This is a genomic window from Shewanella sp. SP2S2-6 (assembly GCF_031931965.1).
Classification (GTDB): domain Bacteria; phylum Pseudomonadota; class Gammaproteobacteria; order Enterobacterales; family Shewanellaceae; genus Shewanella; species Shewanella baltica.
This window is the reverse complement of sequence record NZ_JAUOEQ010000024.1, coordinates 18038-34463: the sequence shown is the minus strand read 5'-3', so window position 1 is coordinate 34463 and position 16426 is coordinate 18038. Positions and strand designations below refer to the sequence as shown.

Below are 16426 nucleotides of genomic sequence, written 5' to 3'. Positions count from 1 at the left end.
TTAGCGCATAACTAATCAATTTCACCCTTAATGATTATTGCATAAGGCTTATAAGGGGTAAGCTTGCTGAACTGTTATTTCATTGAGTGAGTGATGAGTGATTATGGCAATGATTTTACCGAATGAATGACTAGACACTTTTTTATTGTTGCTATTTTGACTGTGCCATGGTCTCAGATAAACAATGCCATTTATACTCACTTTCCTATTGCAAAATCGTGGTGAACATTAAGCTGAAATGGAGCAACTGAGTGGTGAGTGACGAAAAAATCACTGGACTTTATTTCATCGAAGGACTTAAGCGCATTTGGATTACTTATACATATAGGCATCCAGAGCCAATAGATGACATCGACCATACGACATATATGGAGCTGCTAGATAAAGTAAAAAAAACAGATGGAACGCGATATGATTTGTACACCTATCTCCTATCAAAACAAAACCAGTGCACAGACATTCTCCAATTTCTTAAAACACACCCGCACTGAAAATAGCCTTTCCCAAGAAGATTTATGTGGTTTGCTTAGGCAGAAAAGCTGTCTGTTCGATACCTTAACTCCATCACGATTAGCCGTTGGGAGCGAGGGGTTAACATCCCATCCCTTGCAAAACAGTCTGAAATTGTTGAAATATTTGGTTCTGAACTCTTTGATATTTATCGGGAGGATAAAAAGTTTATCAACGAAGGCTTAGCCTTGATTAACCTTTTTGAGTCCAACATAGAACGCAGTGATCATCCGTACTACCGCAACACGCCTTATCGAGTCGAATTTATCGAGAGCCACCATCATAACTTCATGGCTTTGCTGCAACTCAGTTTGGTTTATGAAAGTAATCCGCGTTTATCCTTTGTGAGCCGTAAGTTATCTCAACCTTTTTTCCACGGTCTTTCTCTAGTCGTTGCGTTTAGCTTGGGTGAGCAGATTGTCGGACATAGTCTTTTTTGTCGCACTCAGGGCAAAATTGCTCTCGAATTTATGAATGATGAGGTGGACTTATTCGAAGTGATTAATCATAACAGCCAAGCCTTACCAGACACCTTGATGGTGTTCTCCTCCTTTGGTGTGACTCCCTATATTGAAAACTACATGATGTCTGTTTATCTCAATGAATTGGCGACGAGTCGCTCACTCAAGTTTTTAAGTTTTAATATCTGTGATGAGTCATTAAAACGAAAGCTAACGCAATTTAAGTTACCCATTTTCAAAGTGAGAACGATAGAAGGTCGCTCGAAACCGATAAAAAACTATTCGTTTTTCTGCAGTCGCACAGAGGTGATGGCGAATCGCAATCTGCTCAAGCTTTCCGTCATACCTTCATCAAAATCCCAAACGATCGATCCCATTTTTTTCATGCAGTTAGAGACTACGATATGAATATTCTCATCATAGATGATCAGCGCTTTATTCGAGAAACCATGAAAGCCGATATCCATAAGTATTTAGCTGAGGATAATGTGCAGATTTTTGAAGCCTGTAACGGTAATCAAGGTATTGAACTGCTCATCGGCATCGAAGTGGTGCTTGATTTAATCATCATAGATCTCAAGATGGACCAAGGAGATGGGATCGCAGTGATCAATATGTTGGCCTCTGAGCCCCGTTTTGCCGCTATACCGATCGCGGTTATCAGCTCCTCGGATAAGCGGACTCTAGAGCTGGTGGACAATATCATCACAGGCCTCAGACTCAACTTATTGGGGGTATTTGCTAAGCCTATCAATGTGAATGATATTTTAACGCCTTTGTTAGACGTTTCTTCGGATAGACATCATTCACATCAACATCAGTTGGTCGTGCAAAACAGGGCGGCCAATATCAATGTGCGGCAATTGCTTAAAGATGAACAATTAATTCTGTGCTATCAACCTAAGATTAACCTCAGGACCAAGGAAATCATGGGTTTTGAAGTGCTATCGCGGCTTTGCGATCGATCCAATGGCTATATTTATCCCGACGTTTTTTTGCCACTGGTTAATCAACAGGGGCTGAATAGCCTGTTCTCGCGGATGGTCATTTCCCAGGCGTTGCAATGTTGGTCGCGTCAACCTTTACTGACGGCGTTTGCGCTGTCGATTAACATTACCGCGGATGATTTGACTTGCGATGAACTGATTGAATTCATCATCGAATGTGGCCGTGAGCATAAACACATCCATTTGATTTTAGAGCTCACTGAATCACAAGAGATCATCAATCAAGATAGAGTGCTTAACTCAATTGCACGGCTGATCATCAACAATATCGATATTTCCCTCGATGATTTCGGTAAAAGTTATTCCACTTATGATCGCCTCGATGCGATTCCCTTTAAAGAAATTAAAATTGATAAAAGTTTTGTCTCCGATATGGATATTAATCACCAACATTATCTCATTGTGGAGTCCACCATAGCACTTGCGCAGAAGATGCACGTAAAGGTGGTTGCTGAAGGCGTTGAGACAAGTGCAATAGAAACGATTCTTTCTGAACTAGGCTGCGATGTTGCCCAAGGCTATTTATATAGCCCGCCAATTGAAGGTCGTTATCTTATTGATTGGATAGCGCAATACAATAGGGAATGCCTAACCCATGGATACTAAGTCAACAATTAATAATGAGTTAACACTGGCCTTATCGACATTTTTTGAGCAATACAGCCAAGAACAGCAATCGCGACTGCGATCAACACTTATCGCAGAGTTGCAGCGTATGCGACTCGAGCTAGAAAAATGTAAGTCCAATGACAGTATCGAGGCCCTAACACATCAATTCGTGGGGATTGCTCGCTATTTGCAGCTTAAGAATACCGTGCCTATGGCTAATTCTTGCGAGCGTGAACAGTTCAAACATCAGCTAAACGATTTACTTAATGCCGTAATGGATTACGCCAATGAGCGTTAAATACAGTGCTTGCATCAATATGTTCAGTGGCTTATGGGTCACAATATTAGTGCTGTGGCTAACCTTGTCCCACTCGCTGTATGAGTTTGACGCTATTTACGATAAAAAAGCGCAGGCGGTTTTTACTTCCTCGCGGGATATGTTCTTACAACATAAGATCATGTTGGATGCGCTGAAATCTTTTTTTCACGCATCGAGCGAGGTGACGTCACAGGAGTTTGAGATTTTTGCCAAGGATTTACTTAAAATCAAATCTGCCGTCGCTTTTACGCTGACCCCCAGTCTTGAACTGGCCTATATCTCAGATAAAACGATGGCTACTGAGCTTAAACAGATTGAGTTAGTCAAGAATCTTAAAGGAGAACTTAAGGCGAGCCTTGCCGATTACACTTTGGCAGTGGTGGAGATTGATGAGCCTAATATGCCTTATCTCGTCTATGCCATTTCTCATCCGCGGATACTCGCGCGAATTGAGCAAGAGCAGGGCGTTTGTATTACCTATCAATTTGAACAGTCATTTGAGCAGTCGTTTTTGCAAAGCTCATCCTGTCATCATAAGTTAGCCAGTGGCCTATTTTCATTATTCAATTACTCTGATAGCCAAACCTTAGCCATTCCCGAGTATCAAACCCGGGTAAATTTACAGGTACAATATCAAGTGCCGCAAAAGGAAGTTATCGAGCTTATCGTGATCATCTTACTGATTGCAGGCCTTGGGATAGTGCTGTCCTTCCTTTTGTACTTTAAGTCTAAGAATCAGCGTATTGTGGAGCAAATCAAGCTCGATAACCGCGCTAAACTAGCCGTGCTTTCGAGCATTAATCATGAAATTCGTACCCCAATCAATGCCATTCTTGGCTATAGTCGCATGTTAAAAAAAGCCCTGTCACAACCGGAGGAACTGGACAAAATCATCGATAAAATGGCTTGGTCTGCCAACTTACTCTATTCGGTTGCTGAAAATACCTTAAATTACAGCAAGGCAGAAGCAGGGCAATTAACACTGAACTTACATTCGGTAAATTTACATGAGTATGTGGGTAATATTCAGGACTATTATCATGCGTTTAGTGCAACCTCTGGCAAACGTTTGCACATTAAAGTAAATAAGTCTTTACCTACGTTTATTGAGCTTGATGGGACTAAGTTATTCCAGCTCATGACCAACATTATCAATAATGCGTTTAAATACAGCACAGGTAGCGAAGTGCATTGTTATATTGACCTACACCTTAAAACAAATGTTGAAATTCAGCGTCCTATGCTTAGGGTACTGATCCGCGATTTTGGTGATGGTATGTCAAAGGAGGCGCAGCGCGCTTTAGTCGATCCTTTTATGCACGCCGCTAACTCACACATTGCTGCGACATCGGGTATGGGACTCGGCCTCTATACGTGCAATCGATTGCTTGAGCAAATTGGCGGTCGCTTTAGGCTACGCAGTCAAAAGGGCAAAGGCACCACAGTGTTACTGCATTTCCCCTGTCAGCTCAGCGCTGTGAAAGAACGATTAACACTTCAATATGATCAACAAAAGGTGCTGATCATAGATGACAATCTGTTTAATCTTGAAATTTGTCGCGCCATGCTGGAGCACTATCATTTTCAAACCTTCAGTACTGATAATACAGAGCAAGCACTGAAGATGTTGGTTAACCATTTGCCACACATTGTCATTGTGGATTACCGTTTACAAGGAATGAACGGTTTACAATTGGTCAGGCTGATGCAGCAAGTATTACAAAGCCTGGAGAGTAATAGCCCTATTGAACATCAGTGTCGTTTCTTTTTGCTCTCCGCGAATGACTGCGATGATATTCCCGAATTAGCGTCATTTCCTGAGGTGCATTTCATGCAGAAACCTTTTAGTGCCGAAGTCTTTCTCAGCAAATTAGCGATAAAAGACTAAATCATCAACATATTGAATGTTATATTTAAATACGATTTACTGGCTTCATCTAATTGGTACTGAAATACTGCAAATATCTTTGCAGTTAATGTGTTATCCAAGGTATAAGCGCGGTGAACTGCTTAGAACACTGCTACGCTAAACATATCTAAGTTATTTTTTAAATGTGTCACTGCTAGGAAGGCCGATGGATAAGAAACCCCTTGAATTGGTTTACCCATTTTTAACGGAAGCTTTGCGGCTGAGCGAGAATGGTCTAGCAGTGTTAGACAAACATAATCATTTTATCTTTTATAATAATACCTTTGCGAAAATGTTTGGTTTTGTTGATCAAGACATGGTCGGCAAGCATTTTGACGACATGATGCGCTTTGCCTTTACCCATAAACAGGGACCGAAAATTGAGCATGAAACCATAGAGGAATGGCTCGAGCTTATTCATGCGCATCAACGTAAATCGGCTTTTAGACGTTTTGAAGTGGATCTGGTGGATGGCTGCTGGTTACAACTCTCTGAACAGGTTTATCACAATGGCGATATGGTGATTGTTTGCACGGATATCACCCAGTTAAAACAGGTCGAATTTGCCCTTAGGAATGCGCAGACTGAATTAAATCGCCTCGCGCTCACCGATGAGTTAACGGGGATTGCCAATCGGCGGCACTTTTTTCAGCAGTTAGAGCACGAAATCAAACGCTTGAGTCGCTTACAGTTGCCATTATGCCTAGTGATGATGGATATCGATAACTTTAAACTCGTCAATGATCGCTATGGTCATCAAGTCGGTGACAAGATATTGCAGCATTTTACCCAATTCATCAGCGCCCGAACCCGTCCCTACGATATTTTTGGCCGCTTAGGCGGTGAAGAGTTTGCTCTATTACTGCCAGAGACCACAGTTGATGCGGCCCAGAAAACCGTGACGCGGATGATGTCATCCCTTGCCAATGAAGACATTTCTGCAATCGTGGCTGATTTTCAATATCAGTTTTCAGCAGGGGTCAGCGCCTTAACCCCTGTGATTATTCGCCATAGCATTGATAACAGTACTGATATTGCAGATGTGGAGCAGGTTGCATTGCCCGTGGGAACCGGAAGTCAGTGTCGCTCGGATGCTGAAAAGCTGGTGGCCGAGGCGGATAAAGCGCTCTATCAAGCTAAAACCCTCGGGCGAAATCGCGTGGTGATATGGGACGATGTGACGTTAACGGGTAACCAGCCTAGCTGAGTAAATTGTATATTATTTGTGCATGGCGCCAGTCATCCGTGTGTAACTAAGACTGAGCCGCTAGCCCAGCGTGTCGCTAATCCAAGAATAAAACTCAAAGTTGACAAAAACCAGCGCTAATCCAAAAAAAGAAACACGCTTAGCGGGAACAGTACTCATCACACTATCACGCATTCGCTTAACTTAGTTTTGCACTCAAAACGGCGTTTTGTTCCTTTGGTTTTTCACCTAAAATAGCCGCCATATCAGTCCACATTGCTTTAGCCTTCAAGGGAAACCGTGTTAATCAATCAGCAATATACCCGCCATGGACCCGATTATCGATTTGGTGAGCAGGTGACATTTCTTGATGTTAAACAAACCTTTGGGTTTAGCCATGTGCGCGTTGGCCGCTGGGTTACGCGGGATGAATCGCGCCTTGCTGCGGTTCTGGTGTTTGATTCACTCGCCGATCTGGCCTTTATCTTAAAGCTGCCACCTTTGACGTTAGGGCTGCGGGAAACCGTGAGTCTGGCCTTTGGCCATGGCGGTCAAAAGGGCGTACAGGCCCATTATGCGCCCGCGACTCGGGAATTGGCCTTGGCAAAAAATGCCGGCGCTGGCGCTTTAGCCCACGAATTTTGGCACGCGTTTGACCACTATATTGCCGCTAAGTCCTTCAAATCTTCGTCTAAGCGCTTTCAATGCGCGAGCGATCTTTGGTTATCGGATCTGCCCATCATAGAACATCCACTGAATGCACGGTTATCGGAGATCTTCAAGGTGACGTTTTTGAGTGGTGATGGCGATGAGCCCCATGATTATGTGCGCCGAGCGATTGCCTTAGATAAAAAACATGGAATGCAGTACTTCGCACGGCCAACTGAAATAATGGCGCGGGCATTTGAAGCCTGTATTGAATCCTATGATGATATTTCGAATCCGTATTTAGTGTCAGGGACACGCTTTTCAGCAATGGCGAAGGAGGGGGCTTATCCCGATGAAGCCCACAGAAAAGTGATATTCCAAGCTTTGATCAATTACTTCGAGCCGTTAGGAATGGCATTGAGTAAACATCCGCTCGGCTGATTTAAGCTTTTGAAAGTACGTCAAAAACACGGCAAATGGCAGTGTGATGCGAGTACAAGCTTAGTTGGCGAGTCGTCAAATTAGAAACTGAATTAACGAATTAACGATAAGTGATGGTGTGAGTCGTGCCGTTTTGCTTAGTCGAAAGTGTTTGCCAGCAATAGGCCAAACTGTGGCGGATGGCATCCAGATATTGGGACGCCTGAGTATCCATTAAATACCAATAGCTGGGTTTTGATTCTGGCATGTGATTAAAAAATAATGCTTCGGAATTGATGACTTGTTTAAAATCTGCATATTTCAGCCAAACGTCGATAGGCGTATGAGCCAGCGCAATCAGCCAATCGAGTTGTATGTTGTTTGCGGAATGTGGAATATCTGCCGATGGGTTTGATTCTTGTAAACACGCAAGTAAATCAAAGGGGTTGCCCGAGTTAATCACCAGCGAAGCTTGGGATCCACGCGCTTTGTCTGTTGCAGGAAAATTTGCTAGATAAACCGGTGGCAGAGTGAACTCCCGCCAGTCGAGTGCGGGCGCGAACGTCTGCGCAATCCGCCGCTCGCCTAGCCAGTTATGCACCATACAAGGTAAGTGGTCTTCAAGTGGTAAATCATTAGGCCTTGCTAAACTCGGAAACAGCGACATACGCTGCACTTGCACATGCTGAGACAACTGCTGCATCAACACGATTGTGGTTAAGCCAGATGAAGGCCAGCAGCCAAGCTGAGGCGTTAATTCAATCGCAACTTGTGTCAAAGCTTGGGTAAGCAAATCACTTTGCGGGTGACCTTGTACCACAAAAGCATATTTTGATTCTGCAAAACCGCCATTAGCGATATTCACTATCTGATTATTTGGGTTACTTTTCTCATTCCATTGAGTGCCGTTGAAGATAAATGTCGTGCCAGTAGAAGCTGGCTGCCAATTGCCAGAAGCATTGCCAATAATGGTCACTTGCTCGAAGGCAAGTTGATGCGCCAACGTGTGAAGATCGACCCGCGAATGTGGCATCTGCAAATGTTGGTGCATGTGGGTATGAGACTTAGGCATAGGCTGAATATCTGTTTCACGGACTCAAAATGAACTTCATTGTAATGGATATCTCCCTGAGCCCAAAGGCTTAATCCGCCAACACAAATCGGCATTAACAACATTTTTAAATTTAAAAAGAAATTTTAAAGATGAAGAGAGACAACTTGTAGTAATTATATAGGAATTAGGACAAATGGAGATAAAGCAAGAAATGGTACACCCGAGTGGACTCGAACCACCGACCCCTACCATGTCAAGGTAGTGCTCTAACCAACTGAGCTACGGGTGCACTGTTTGAATTTCACTTTTTAGACTCTGTGAATAGAGTGGTACACCCGAGTGGACTCGAACCACCGACCCCTACCATGTCAAGGTAGTGCTCTAACCAACTGAGCTACGGGTGCATCGTAAATATTAACTTGCTATTCAAAAGCATTGCGCCTTCGAACGAGCGCTATATTAGGGGCATAGTGCAGGGCTGGCAAGCAAAAAAATCAAAATTATCGTCAAATGGTGAATTGCTGTGCAACTTGCCCAGTGTTTCAACAAAGTTGTTGATATAACGGCAAGTTAGACTTACTGAGCACGTCAAACCACTAAGACATAAACAAAACGGCGAGCTTAATGCTCGCCGTTGCTTTAAATCTTGCCTATCCGATTAGTGATGCACACTGTCGCCTTCAATCAGGCTTAAATGCACACCATGTTTTTGGATGTAACGCAGTCGAATGAAAAATAGCAGCGCCGCCGAGGTGAGACCTGCAATCAATCCGGTCCAAAAACCGTGTGCGCCCATGGCAGGAACGATATGATCCGTATAAGCCAAGGTATAGCCGAGTGACATACCTATGCCCCAATAGGAAAACAGCGTGATATAAAAGGCACTGCGGGTATCTTTATAACCACGTAGGGCTCCGGCGGCTACCACTTGGACTGAATCCGATAATTGATACAGTGCCGCCATTAACATCAAGCTGCCGGCTAAAGCGACCACTTCAGGATCACCATTATAAAGCTCTGCAATTTGGAATCTAAATATGACGGTCAAGACTGCAGTTGATAATGCAAGGGATAGCGCTAACCATAAACCCACTTTGGCGACCACTGCAGAAATATCAGCACGATCGCGCCCCAAGTAATAGCCAATTCGAATCGATACTGCGATACCAATAGACAACGGCAGCATAAATACAATCGCAGAAAAGTTCAGTGCTATCTGGTGACTTGCCACCACAGTTGCACCTAATGGGGCGAGTAACAACGCAATAATGGCAAATAAACTCACTTCAAAAAACAGCGCCATTGCTATCGGCATACCGAGTTTGGTCATTTTTTTCATCGTTTCAAAGTCAGGACGATGAAATTTACTGAAAGGAGCTAAGGCTGCAAATTTCTTATGTACTTGCATATAAATAGTCATGGCAATCAGCATGGCCCAAAAAACCAAGGCAGTAGCAATACCGCAGCCTGCACCACCCATCGGAGGTACGCCAAAGTGTCCGTAAATAAAGATGTAGTTGGCGGGTATGTTCACCGCTAAGCCGACAAAGCCAATGACCATTGTAGGTAACGTATAAGAAATCCCTTCACTGCAGCCTCGTAGTACTTGGTAAAGCACAAATGCGGGCGCGCCCCATAAAATACCGTCGAGATATCCAATGGTTAAGCGGTATAATTCGGGTTCTAAATCCATATGGCCAAGTACAAAGGGCGCTGATGCGAGGAAAATCATCACGCCAATCCCGCCAATGATGGCAAGATAGGCCCCTTGAAAGGCCAAAGGTTGGATGGCTTTTTGATTATTCGCTCCATTGTAGTGGGCAAATAAAGGTGTAAAAGCCATCAGCAAACCTTGGACGAACAGAATAGCGGGTAACCAAAGACTAGTGCCGACCGCAACAGCGGCCATATCGACCGCACTAACACGACCCGCCATAACGGTATCAATAAAGCCCATCATGGTCTGAGTGACCTGAGCTATTAGCACCGGCAGCGCCAATTGGATTAAACGTTTGGCTTGATAGCCTGAATGATTCATAAATACAGCCTTTAACGATTAAGCGAGCAAAAAATGTTTACAGGTATAGTACAAGCCACCTGCGAGGTGGTCGCAATACATAAGAAAGATGGCCTAAATACCCTTGAGGTAGCATTTGAACCTGATTTGCATGAGGGACTTGCGATTGGTGCAAGTGTGGCAAATAACGGGGTATGTCTTACTGTGACTCAGGTGGTTGATGATAGGGTATTTTTCGACGTAGTGGAAGAGACCTTGCGACTGACGAATCTGGCTAATTTGTCGATAGGTCAAAGCGTTAATGTTGAGCGTTCGTTAACTTTCGGTAGTGAAATTGGTGGGCACATTCTCTCTGGCCATATTCATACCAAGGCTAAAGTCGTCGATATTAGCCATACAGAACAGCATTATGATCTGACACTGGGCATTGAGCCTAAATGGATGGATTACATTTTTTATAAAGGTTTTGCTGGCGTTAACGGCTGCAGCTTAACGGTAGGCGAGGTGAGTGACTCCGGCTTTAAGTTGCACTTAATTCCTGAAACCCTAAAGCTGACCAATTTAAGTCAGTATAAAGTGGGTGATGAACTCAATATTGAGATCGATAGCCAAACGCAAGTTATCGTCGACACAGTCGAGCGCGTGCTGGCCAGGCGTTTTAACGAACAAGCACGTTAGTCTCGTGACATGCAGCCTTTAGTGCAATCTCGTTTAATAAATTTGCTCGTCGTCTGAGTCGATATACAGCTCAACGGTACGTCTCAATTCGTCGATATGTAAGCGTAAGTGAATGGGATTACAACAAATTCGGCAATCATCGTAATAATCTTGATCTCCGCAGCTGGCATCGATACTGATATCTTGATGGTGCCCGCAGTGGGGACAAGCAATAATTTTGTTCATGACTCTCATGGTGCAACTCCTTATAGCTAATAGAAGAAAGCCACAATAGAGCAGAGCCCCAATAGAATAGAGCGAATCGCTCAGTTCAATCAGCACATCTCGCACTTAGTTTGTACATCGCACCTATTGTTCAGTACGTTGGTTTTGCAAACCTGAGTGCTGTGTTTATGTGCGTCCTATTCGAGTGCCTCTATTTAAGTGCTTCCTATTTGAGTATACAGCAGAGTGCAGTGCGCTGACTTAGACGAAGTCGGTCTCAAAAGGCAGCATGATAGACCTTCTGGTTAAATACTTTGCTTAATTGATCAACAACACTTTTAGCATTTAGTCCTTAACCGTGACTAACCCTTCCATTTCGCTACTGTGTAACACGCCATCGCGGGCATTTTGGGTAATATCCAGCGTTAAACGCTGCATCTGTAGCTCAAGCTCACTTTTAATATCAACGAGTAATACTTGAGTATCGATCTGAGGTTCGTTTGCACTTATATGCTGCGGCTCAGGTAAAGCGGCGGCTGTGTTCGTGAGTGCCACAGCCAGTAGAATGCAGTTCAACATATCAACTCCCTTGTCATGTTTTCAGTGATGGCTAATAAACTGGCGCCAGAATAGGGGAGTTAGATGACCGCTAAGTTACCAAGACACTGCAAAATCATGAATTTGCTTTTTGCTTTCAATCCCAATTCTGGCCAATATGCTTGCGCCTTTTAGCTACAATCCCTTAGAATAAACGCCCTGCTACGCAAGGCGGCTAAGACTCCTGTACTGTCTTAACCTAGCGAGCATTTCTCTTACACTAACTAAAACCAAGTGGCCCTACGTGTGGGTCACCACTGGAAAGGACATTTCATGCCTGTAATTACACTTCCCGATGGTAGCAAACGCGAGTTTGCTCATGCTGTATCGACCCTCGATGTTGCCGCCGATATTGGCCCAGGTTTAGCGAAAGCTTGTATCGCTGGCCGTGTTAATGGCGAATTAAAAGATGCTTGCGATCTCATTGAAACCGATGCAGAGCTATCAATCATTACCGCCAAAGACGAAGAAGGTGTTGAAATTCTTCGCCATTCTTGCGCACATTTATTAGGTCACGCGATTAAGCAAATGTGGCCAGAAACCAAGATGGCGATTGGTCCAGTTATCGATAACGGCTTCTACTATGATATCGACCTTGAGCACAAGTTGACTCAAGATGACATCGACGCCTTAGAAAAGCGCATGCTTCAACTGGCAAAAACTAACTATGACGTTGTAAAACGTGTGGTTAGCTGGCAAGAAGCGCGCGATACATTCGCTGCGCGCGGCGAAGATTATAAGATTGCCATTCTGGATGAAAACATCAGCAAAGACGCGACGCCTGCGCTGTATCATCACGAAGAATACACAGACATGTGTCGTGGACCGCACGTACCTAACATGCGTTTCTGCCAACATTTCAAATTAATGAGCATTGCTGGCGCTTACTGGCGTGGCAACTCAGAAAACAAGATGTTGCAACGTATCTATGGTACTGCTTGGGCTGACAAAAAAGCCTTGAGCACACACTTAACCCGTCTTGAAGAAGCGGCTAAGCGTGATCACCGTAAAATCGGTAAGCAGCTCGACTTGTATCACATGCAAGAAGAAGCACCGGGTATGGTGTTCTGGCACAACGACGGTTGGAGCATCTTCCTCGAATTAGAAAGATTCATTCGCCGTAAGTTAAACCAATACACTTACCAAGAAGTGAAAGGCCCATTAATGATGGACCGCGTGTTGTGGGAACGTTCTGGTCACTGGGATAAATACTCAGAAGCCATGTTCACGACCAGCAGTGAAAACCGCGAATATGCTATCAAGCCAATGAACTGCCCAGGCCACGTGCAGATCTTCAACCAAGGGTTGAAATCTTACCGCGACCTGCCATTACGTATGGCTGAGTTTGGTTGCTGTCACCGTAATGAACCTTCTGGTTCGTTACACGGATTAATGCGCGTACGTGGCTTTACCCAAGACGACGCCCATATTTTCTGTACTGACAGTCAAGTTCAAGAGGAAGTGAGTGCTTGTATCCAGATGGTTTACGATACATACGCCACCTTCGGCTTTGAAAATATCGTGGTGAAACTGTCGACTCGCCCAGAAAAACGTATCGGTGACGATGCGATGTGGGACAGAGCGGAAGAAGCGCTTAAGCAAGCTCTGCGTGACAATAATATTGAATTCACTATTTTGCCAGGTGAAGGCGCGTTCTACGGACCAAAAATCGAATTTACTTTACACGATTGTTTGGACCGAGCGTGGCAATGTGGTACTGTGCAGCTCGATTATGCGTTGCCAAGCCGTCTTGGTGCAACTTATGTTGCCGAAGATAACAGCCGTCAGACCCCTGTGATGATCCATCGCGCTATTTTAGGCTCTTTGGAACGATTCTTGGGTATCTTGATAGAAGAATATGCAGGACGTTTCCCAACTTGGTTAGCCCCAATGCAAGTTGTCGTGATGAATATCACCGATAAACAGGCTGATTATGTTGAAGAAGTCGTAAAATTCTTCAAAGAACAAGGTATTCGAGCGTCTTTTGACTTGAGGAATGAGAAAATAGGCTTTAAAATACGCGAGCACACCTTAAGGCGTGTCCCTTATTTGTTGGTCGTTGGCGATCAAGAAATGGAAAATAAGGAAGTAGCGGTGCGTACCCGTGATGGTATCGATTTAGGTAAGATGCGACTTGAAGATTTCGCCACTAAAATCCATCAACAGATTTCGCTCCGTAGTCTCAAATTGTTGGAGGAATAGGTCATAAAGATCAAAAAAACAGCAGGGCGTCAGCCAGCCCCTAATAGAATCAATGAAGAAATCACAGGCGTACCAGAAGTACGTTTAACAGGCATTGATGGTGAAGCTATTGGTGTGGTAAGCATCAGAGATGCTCAGAATTTGGCAGATGAAGCAGGTGTAGACCTAGTAGAAATCAGCCCAAATGCTGAACCTCCAGTATGTCGCATTATGGACTACGGTAAGTTCCTTTTTGATAAGGCTAAGTCAGCCAAGGAACAAAAGAAGAAGCAAAAGCAGGTTCAGGTTAAGGAAATTAAATTCCGTCCTGGAACTGACGAAAACGACTATCAGGTAAAACTACGCAACCTGATACGTTTTCTGGAAGACGGGGACAAAGCGAAGATTACGCTGCGTTTCCGAGGTCGCGAAATGGCACACCAAAACCTAGGTATGGATCTATTGAACCGTATCAAGGCTGATTTGGACGAGTATGCGGTTGTTGAATCTTTCCCGAAAATGGAAGGCCGACAAGCAATTATGGTGCTAGCGCCTAAAAAGAAATAAGTAGGGCAAAACTTAAAGTAGCGAAGGTCTATGGCCTTTGCTCGCCTTGCTTTTTATTAAACATCCCAATGCGGAGTTTTAGAAATGCCTAAAATGAAAACAGACAAGGGTGTAGCGAAGCGTTTTAAGAAAACCGCTAATGGTTTCAAGCGCAAGCAAGCACACTTACGTCACATTTTGACGAAAAAAAGCACTAAACGTAAACGTCATTTACGTGCTAAATGTTTAGTTGCAAAAGCTGACGTTCCAGCAATCGCGCGTCAATTACCTTACGCTTAATTTAGGAGATTAGAAAATGCCAAGAGTTAAGCGTGGTGTAACCGCTCGTGCTCGTCACAAGAAAGTTTTAAAACTGGCTAAAGGTTATTATGGCGCTCGTAGCCGTACTTACCGTGTTGCTGTTCAAGCAGTAACTAAAGCTGGTCAATATGCTTACCGTGACCGTCGTCAGAAAAAACGTCAATTCCGTCAACTTTGGATTGCACGTATTAATGCTGCTGCTCGTCAAAATGGTCTGTCTTACAGCCGTTTCATCAACGGTCTGAAAAAGGCGTCTATCGAAATCGATCGTAAGATTTTGGCTGACATCGCTGTATTCGATAAAGTTGTATTTGCAACTTTAGTTGAAAAAGCAAAAGAAGCGTTAAACTAAGAAATTAGTTTGTTGCTGTAGAGAAGGGACCATTTGGTCCCTTTTTTTGTGCGTGATTTTTGACTTAACCCAATGATATTATTTACTTAAACACTTATAAGCGCTCATTTGACTGGTACAAGATTAAGCATCGTGAAGGAGAAACACCTGCACGCGTGAACAGTACTGATTGGAAAACTCACAAAATTTTTTGTAATCGCTTAAGAATTTTGGGCTAAAAAATAGCAGGCTAAGCCTGCTATTCGTTGAAAAATTGAGTCTAGTTACTTCTTAGCGTCTAAATAACGCTCTGCATCGAGTGCGGCCATACATCCTGTGCCCGCAGAAGTAATCGCTTGACGATAATGTTGGTCCATCACATCACCACAAGCATAAACACCTTCGATACTGGTTTGCGTGGCGTGACCTTGCAAACCGCTCTGTACTTTTAAATAACCGTGGTTCATTTCCAACTGGCCTTCAAAAATACCTGTATTAGGGCTGTGACCAATGGCGACGAACACACCAGCAACGGCTAAGTCAGTGATCGAGCCATCTTTAGTGCTCTTCATCTTCAGGCCGTTCACCCCCATAGCATCACCAACCACTTCATCCATGGTTTGATCTAAGTGAAGAATGATGTTGCCATTGGCAACTTTGTCCATCAGACGGTCGATCAGAATTTTTTCTGAGCGGAAGGTGTCACGACGGTGGATCAGATGCACTTCAGCGGCAATATTGCTTAAGTACAATGCTTCTTCAACGGCAGTGTTACCGCCACCGATCACAGCGACTTTTTGATTGCGATAGAAGAAACCATCACAGGTCGCACAGGCTGATACGCCACGGCCCTTGAATGCTTCTTCTGATTCTAATCCTAAGTAACGGGCAGAAGCGCCAGTTGCGATGATCAGCGCATCACAGGTGTACTCACCGTTATCGCCTTTCAAACGGAAAGGGCGCTCGGTTAAGGTCACTTCGTTGATGTGATCGAACAAGATTTCAGTATCGAACTTTTCTGCATGCTTCTGCATACGTTCCATCAGCGCTGGACCGGTTAAGTCATCCGCGTCACCTGGCCAGTTTTCAACTTCAGTCGTAGTGGTTAATTGACCACCTTGCTGCATACCTGTGATCATCACAGGTTTTAAATTAGCACGCGCAGCATAAACGGCTGCGGTATATCCTGCTGGGCCTGAACCCAAAATCAATAAGTTACAATGTCTGACCTGGCTCATTTTTATCTCCGTGCCTTTAGCAAATTGCAAGGATTGTAGGGAATTTACCTGTGGGGGTAAAGTGTTGGAGGGCGATTCTTTTAGATTGTGCTAATCGAGTCAGTGCGCTTTGGTATTCAGAGTGTCAGTTTTACTTTACTGCGGCGAAATAAACAGCTTGAGAGGGCATCACTAGCAAAAGCACGAGACA

General features: G+C 44.1%; 15 protein-coding genes, 2 tRNA genes and 1 pseudogene. 11 read left to right on the top strand and 7 right to left on the bottom strand.

Translation table 11 applies throughout. From position 1 onward, the window contains the following. The first annotated feature begins 411 nt into the window (after positions 1-411). The 6 genes and pseudogenes from Q4Q57_RS15590 (at position 412) to Q4Q57_RS15565 (ending at position 7090) form a co-directional block, all read left to right on the top strand. A pseudogene (locus Q4Q57_RS15590) lies at positions 412-1379 on the top strand (helix-turn-helix transcriptional regulator). Then, the gene (locus Q4Q57_RS15585; RefSeq protein ID WP_311891308.1) at positions 1376-2584 is read left to right on the top strand and encodes an EAL domain-containing response regulator; all 1209 of its coding nucleotides are present in this window, start codon (positions 1376-1378) and stop codon (positions 2582-2584) included. The pseudogene Q4Q57_RS15590 and the gene Q4Q57_RS15585 overlap by 4 nt, the downstream one beginning before the upstream one ends. Next, a complete protein-coding gene (locus Q4Q57_RS15580; protein ID WP_259581086.1) occupies positions 2574-2885 on the top strand; it encodes a hypothetical protein in 312 nt (103 codons plus the stop codon). The genes Q4Q57_RS15585 and Q4Q57_RS15580 overlap by 11 nt, the downstream gene beginning before the upstream one ends. After that, positions 2875-4794 (top strand): ATP-binding protein, encoded by a 1920-nt coding sequence (locus Q4Q57_RS15575; protein ID WP_311891307.1) that lies wholly within the window; start codon positions 2875-2877, stop codon positions 4792-4794. Before Q4Q57_RS15580 ends, Q4Q57_RS15575 begins: the two co-directional genes overlap by 11 nt. Positions 4795-4981: 187 nt before the next feature. Then, the gene (locus Q4Q57_RS15570) at positions 4982-6022 is read left to right on the top strand and encodes a diguanylate cyclase (RefSeq protein WP_311891306.1); all 1041 of its coding nucleotides are present in this window, start codon (positions 4982-4984) and stop codon (positions 6020-6022) included. A 279-nt stretch (positions 6023-6301) separates the two neighbouring features. Then, positions 6302-7090 carry a CLCA_X family protein gene (locus Q4Q57_RS15565; protein WP_311891305.1) on the top strand — a complete coding sequence of 263 codons (789 nt, stop codon included), beginning with the start codon at positions 6302-6304 and terminating at the stop codon, positions 7088-7090. Between the two features lie 100 nt (positions 7091-7190). Here Q4Q57_RS15565 and Q4Q57_RS15560 read toward each other — a convergent pair whose 3' ends face one another. The 4 genes from Q4Q57_RS15560 to Q4Q57_RS15545 form a co-directional block, all read right to left on the bottom strand. Beyond that, entirely contained in the window at positions 7191-8141 is a 951-nt protein-coding gene (locus tag Q4Q57_RS15560) for a hypothetical protein (RefSeq protein WP_311891304.1), read from the bottom strand. A 194-nt stretch (positions 8142-8335) separates the two neighbouring features. Continuing rightward, positions 8336-8412, bottom strand: a tRNA-Val gene (locus Q4Q57_RS15555). A gap of 38 nt (positions 8413-8450) precedes the next feature. After that, positions 8451-8527 (bottom strand) — tRNA-Val (locus tag Q4Q57_RS15550). 254 nt (positions 8528-8781) lie between these two features. Beyond that, a complete protein-coding gene (locus tag Q4Q57_RS15545) occupies positions 8782-10161 on the bottom strand; it encodes an MATE family efflux transporter (protein ID WP_311891303.1) in 1380 nt (459 codons plus the stop codon). 33 nt (positions 10162-10194) lie between these two features. Between Q4Q57_RS15545 and Q4Q57_RS15540 the strand changes: the two genes are divergently transcribed. Next, complete coding sequence (locus Q4Q57_RS15540; protein ID WP_226058598.1) at positions 10195-10818, top strand: riboflavin synthase subunit alpha; 624 nt, start codon at positions 10195-10197, stop codon at positions 10816-10818. Positions 10819-10851: 33 nt separating this feature from the next. Here Q4Q57_RS15540 and Q4Q57_RS15535 read toward each other — a convergent pair whose 3' ends face one another. Together Q4Q57_RS15535 and Q4Q57_RS15530 are read right to left on the bottom strand one after the other, a co-directional pair. After that, the gene (locus Q4Q57_RS15535) at positions 10852-11052 is read right to left on the bottom strand and encodes a CPXCG motif-containing cysteine-rich protein (RefSeq protein WP_006081657.1); all 201 of its coding nucleotides are present in this window, start codon (positions 11050-11052) and stop codon (positions 10852-10854) included. 315 nt (positions 11053-11367) lie between these two features. After that, positions 11368-11601: a hypothetical protein gene (locus Q4Q57_RS15530; protein WP_259574949.1), complete on the bottom strand. Its 234-nt coding sequence runs from the start codon at positions 11599-11601 to the stop codon at positions 11368-11370. 291 nt (positions 11602-11892) lie between these two features. Here Q4Q57_RS15530 and thrS point away from each other — a divergent pair, with 291 nt between their 5' ends. The 4 genes from thrS to rplT all read left to right on the top strand — a co-directional run bounded on the left by thrS (position 11893) and on the right by rplT (position 15019). Beyond that, positions 11893-13821 (top strand): threonine--tRNA ligase, encoded by a 1929-nt coding sequence (gene thrS / locus Q4Q57_RS15525; RefSeq protein WP_011846833.1) that lies wholly within the window; start codon positions 11893-11895, stop codon positions 13819-13821. A 3-nt stretch (positions 13822-13824) separates the two neighbouring features. Next, positions 13825-14367: a translation initiation factor IF-3 gene (infC, locus tag Q4Q57_RS15520; protein WP_012089240.1), complete on the top strand. Its 543-nt coding sequence runs from the start codon at positions 13825-13827 to the stop codon at positions 14365-14367. An 84-nt stretch (positions 14368-14451) separates the two neighbouring features. Continuing rightward, positions 14452-14646: a 50S ribosomal protein L35 gene (gene rpmI, locus Q4Q57_RS15515; RefSeq protein ID WP_106650517.1), complete on the top strand. Its 195-nt coding sequence runs from the start codon at positions 14452-14454 to the stop codon at positions 14644-14646. A 16-nt stretch (positions 14647-14662) separates the two neighbouring features. Then, on the top strand, positions 14663-15019 hold the full coding sequence (gene rplT, locus Q4Q57_RS15510; RefSeq protein WP_006081652.1) for a 50S ribosomal protein L20: 357 nt from the start codon (positions 14663-14665) through the stop codon (positions 15017-15019). Between the two features lie 263 nt (positions 15020-15282). On the opposite strand, the gene trxB is transcribed toward rplT, so the two are convergent. Continuing rightward, positions 15283-16236 (bottom strand): thioredoxin-disulfide reductase, encoded by a 954-nt coding sequence (gene trxB / locus Q4Q57_RS15505; RefSeq protein WP_311891302.1) that lies wholly within the window; start codon positions 16234-16236, stop codon positions 15283-15285. Positions 16237-16426: the final 190 nt, after the last annotated feature.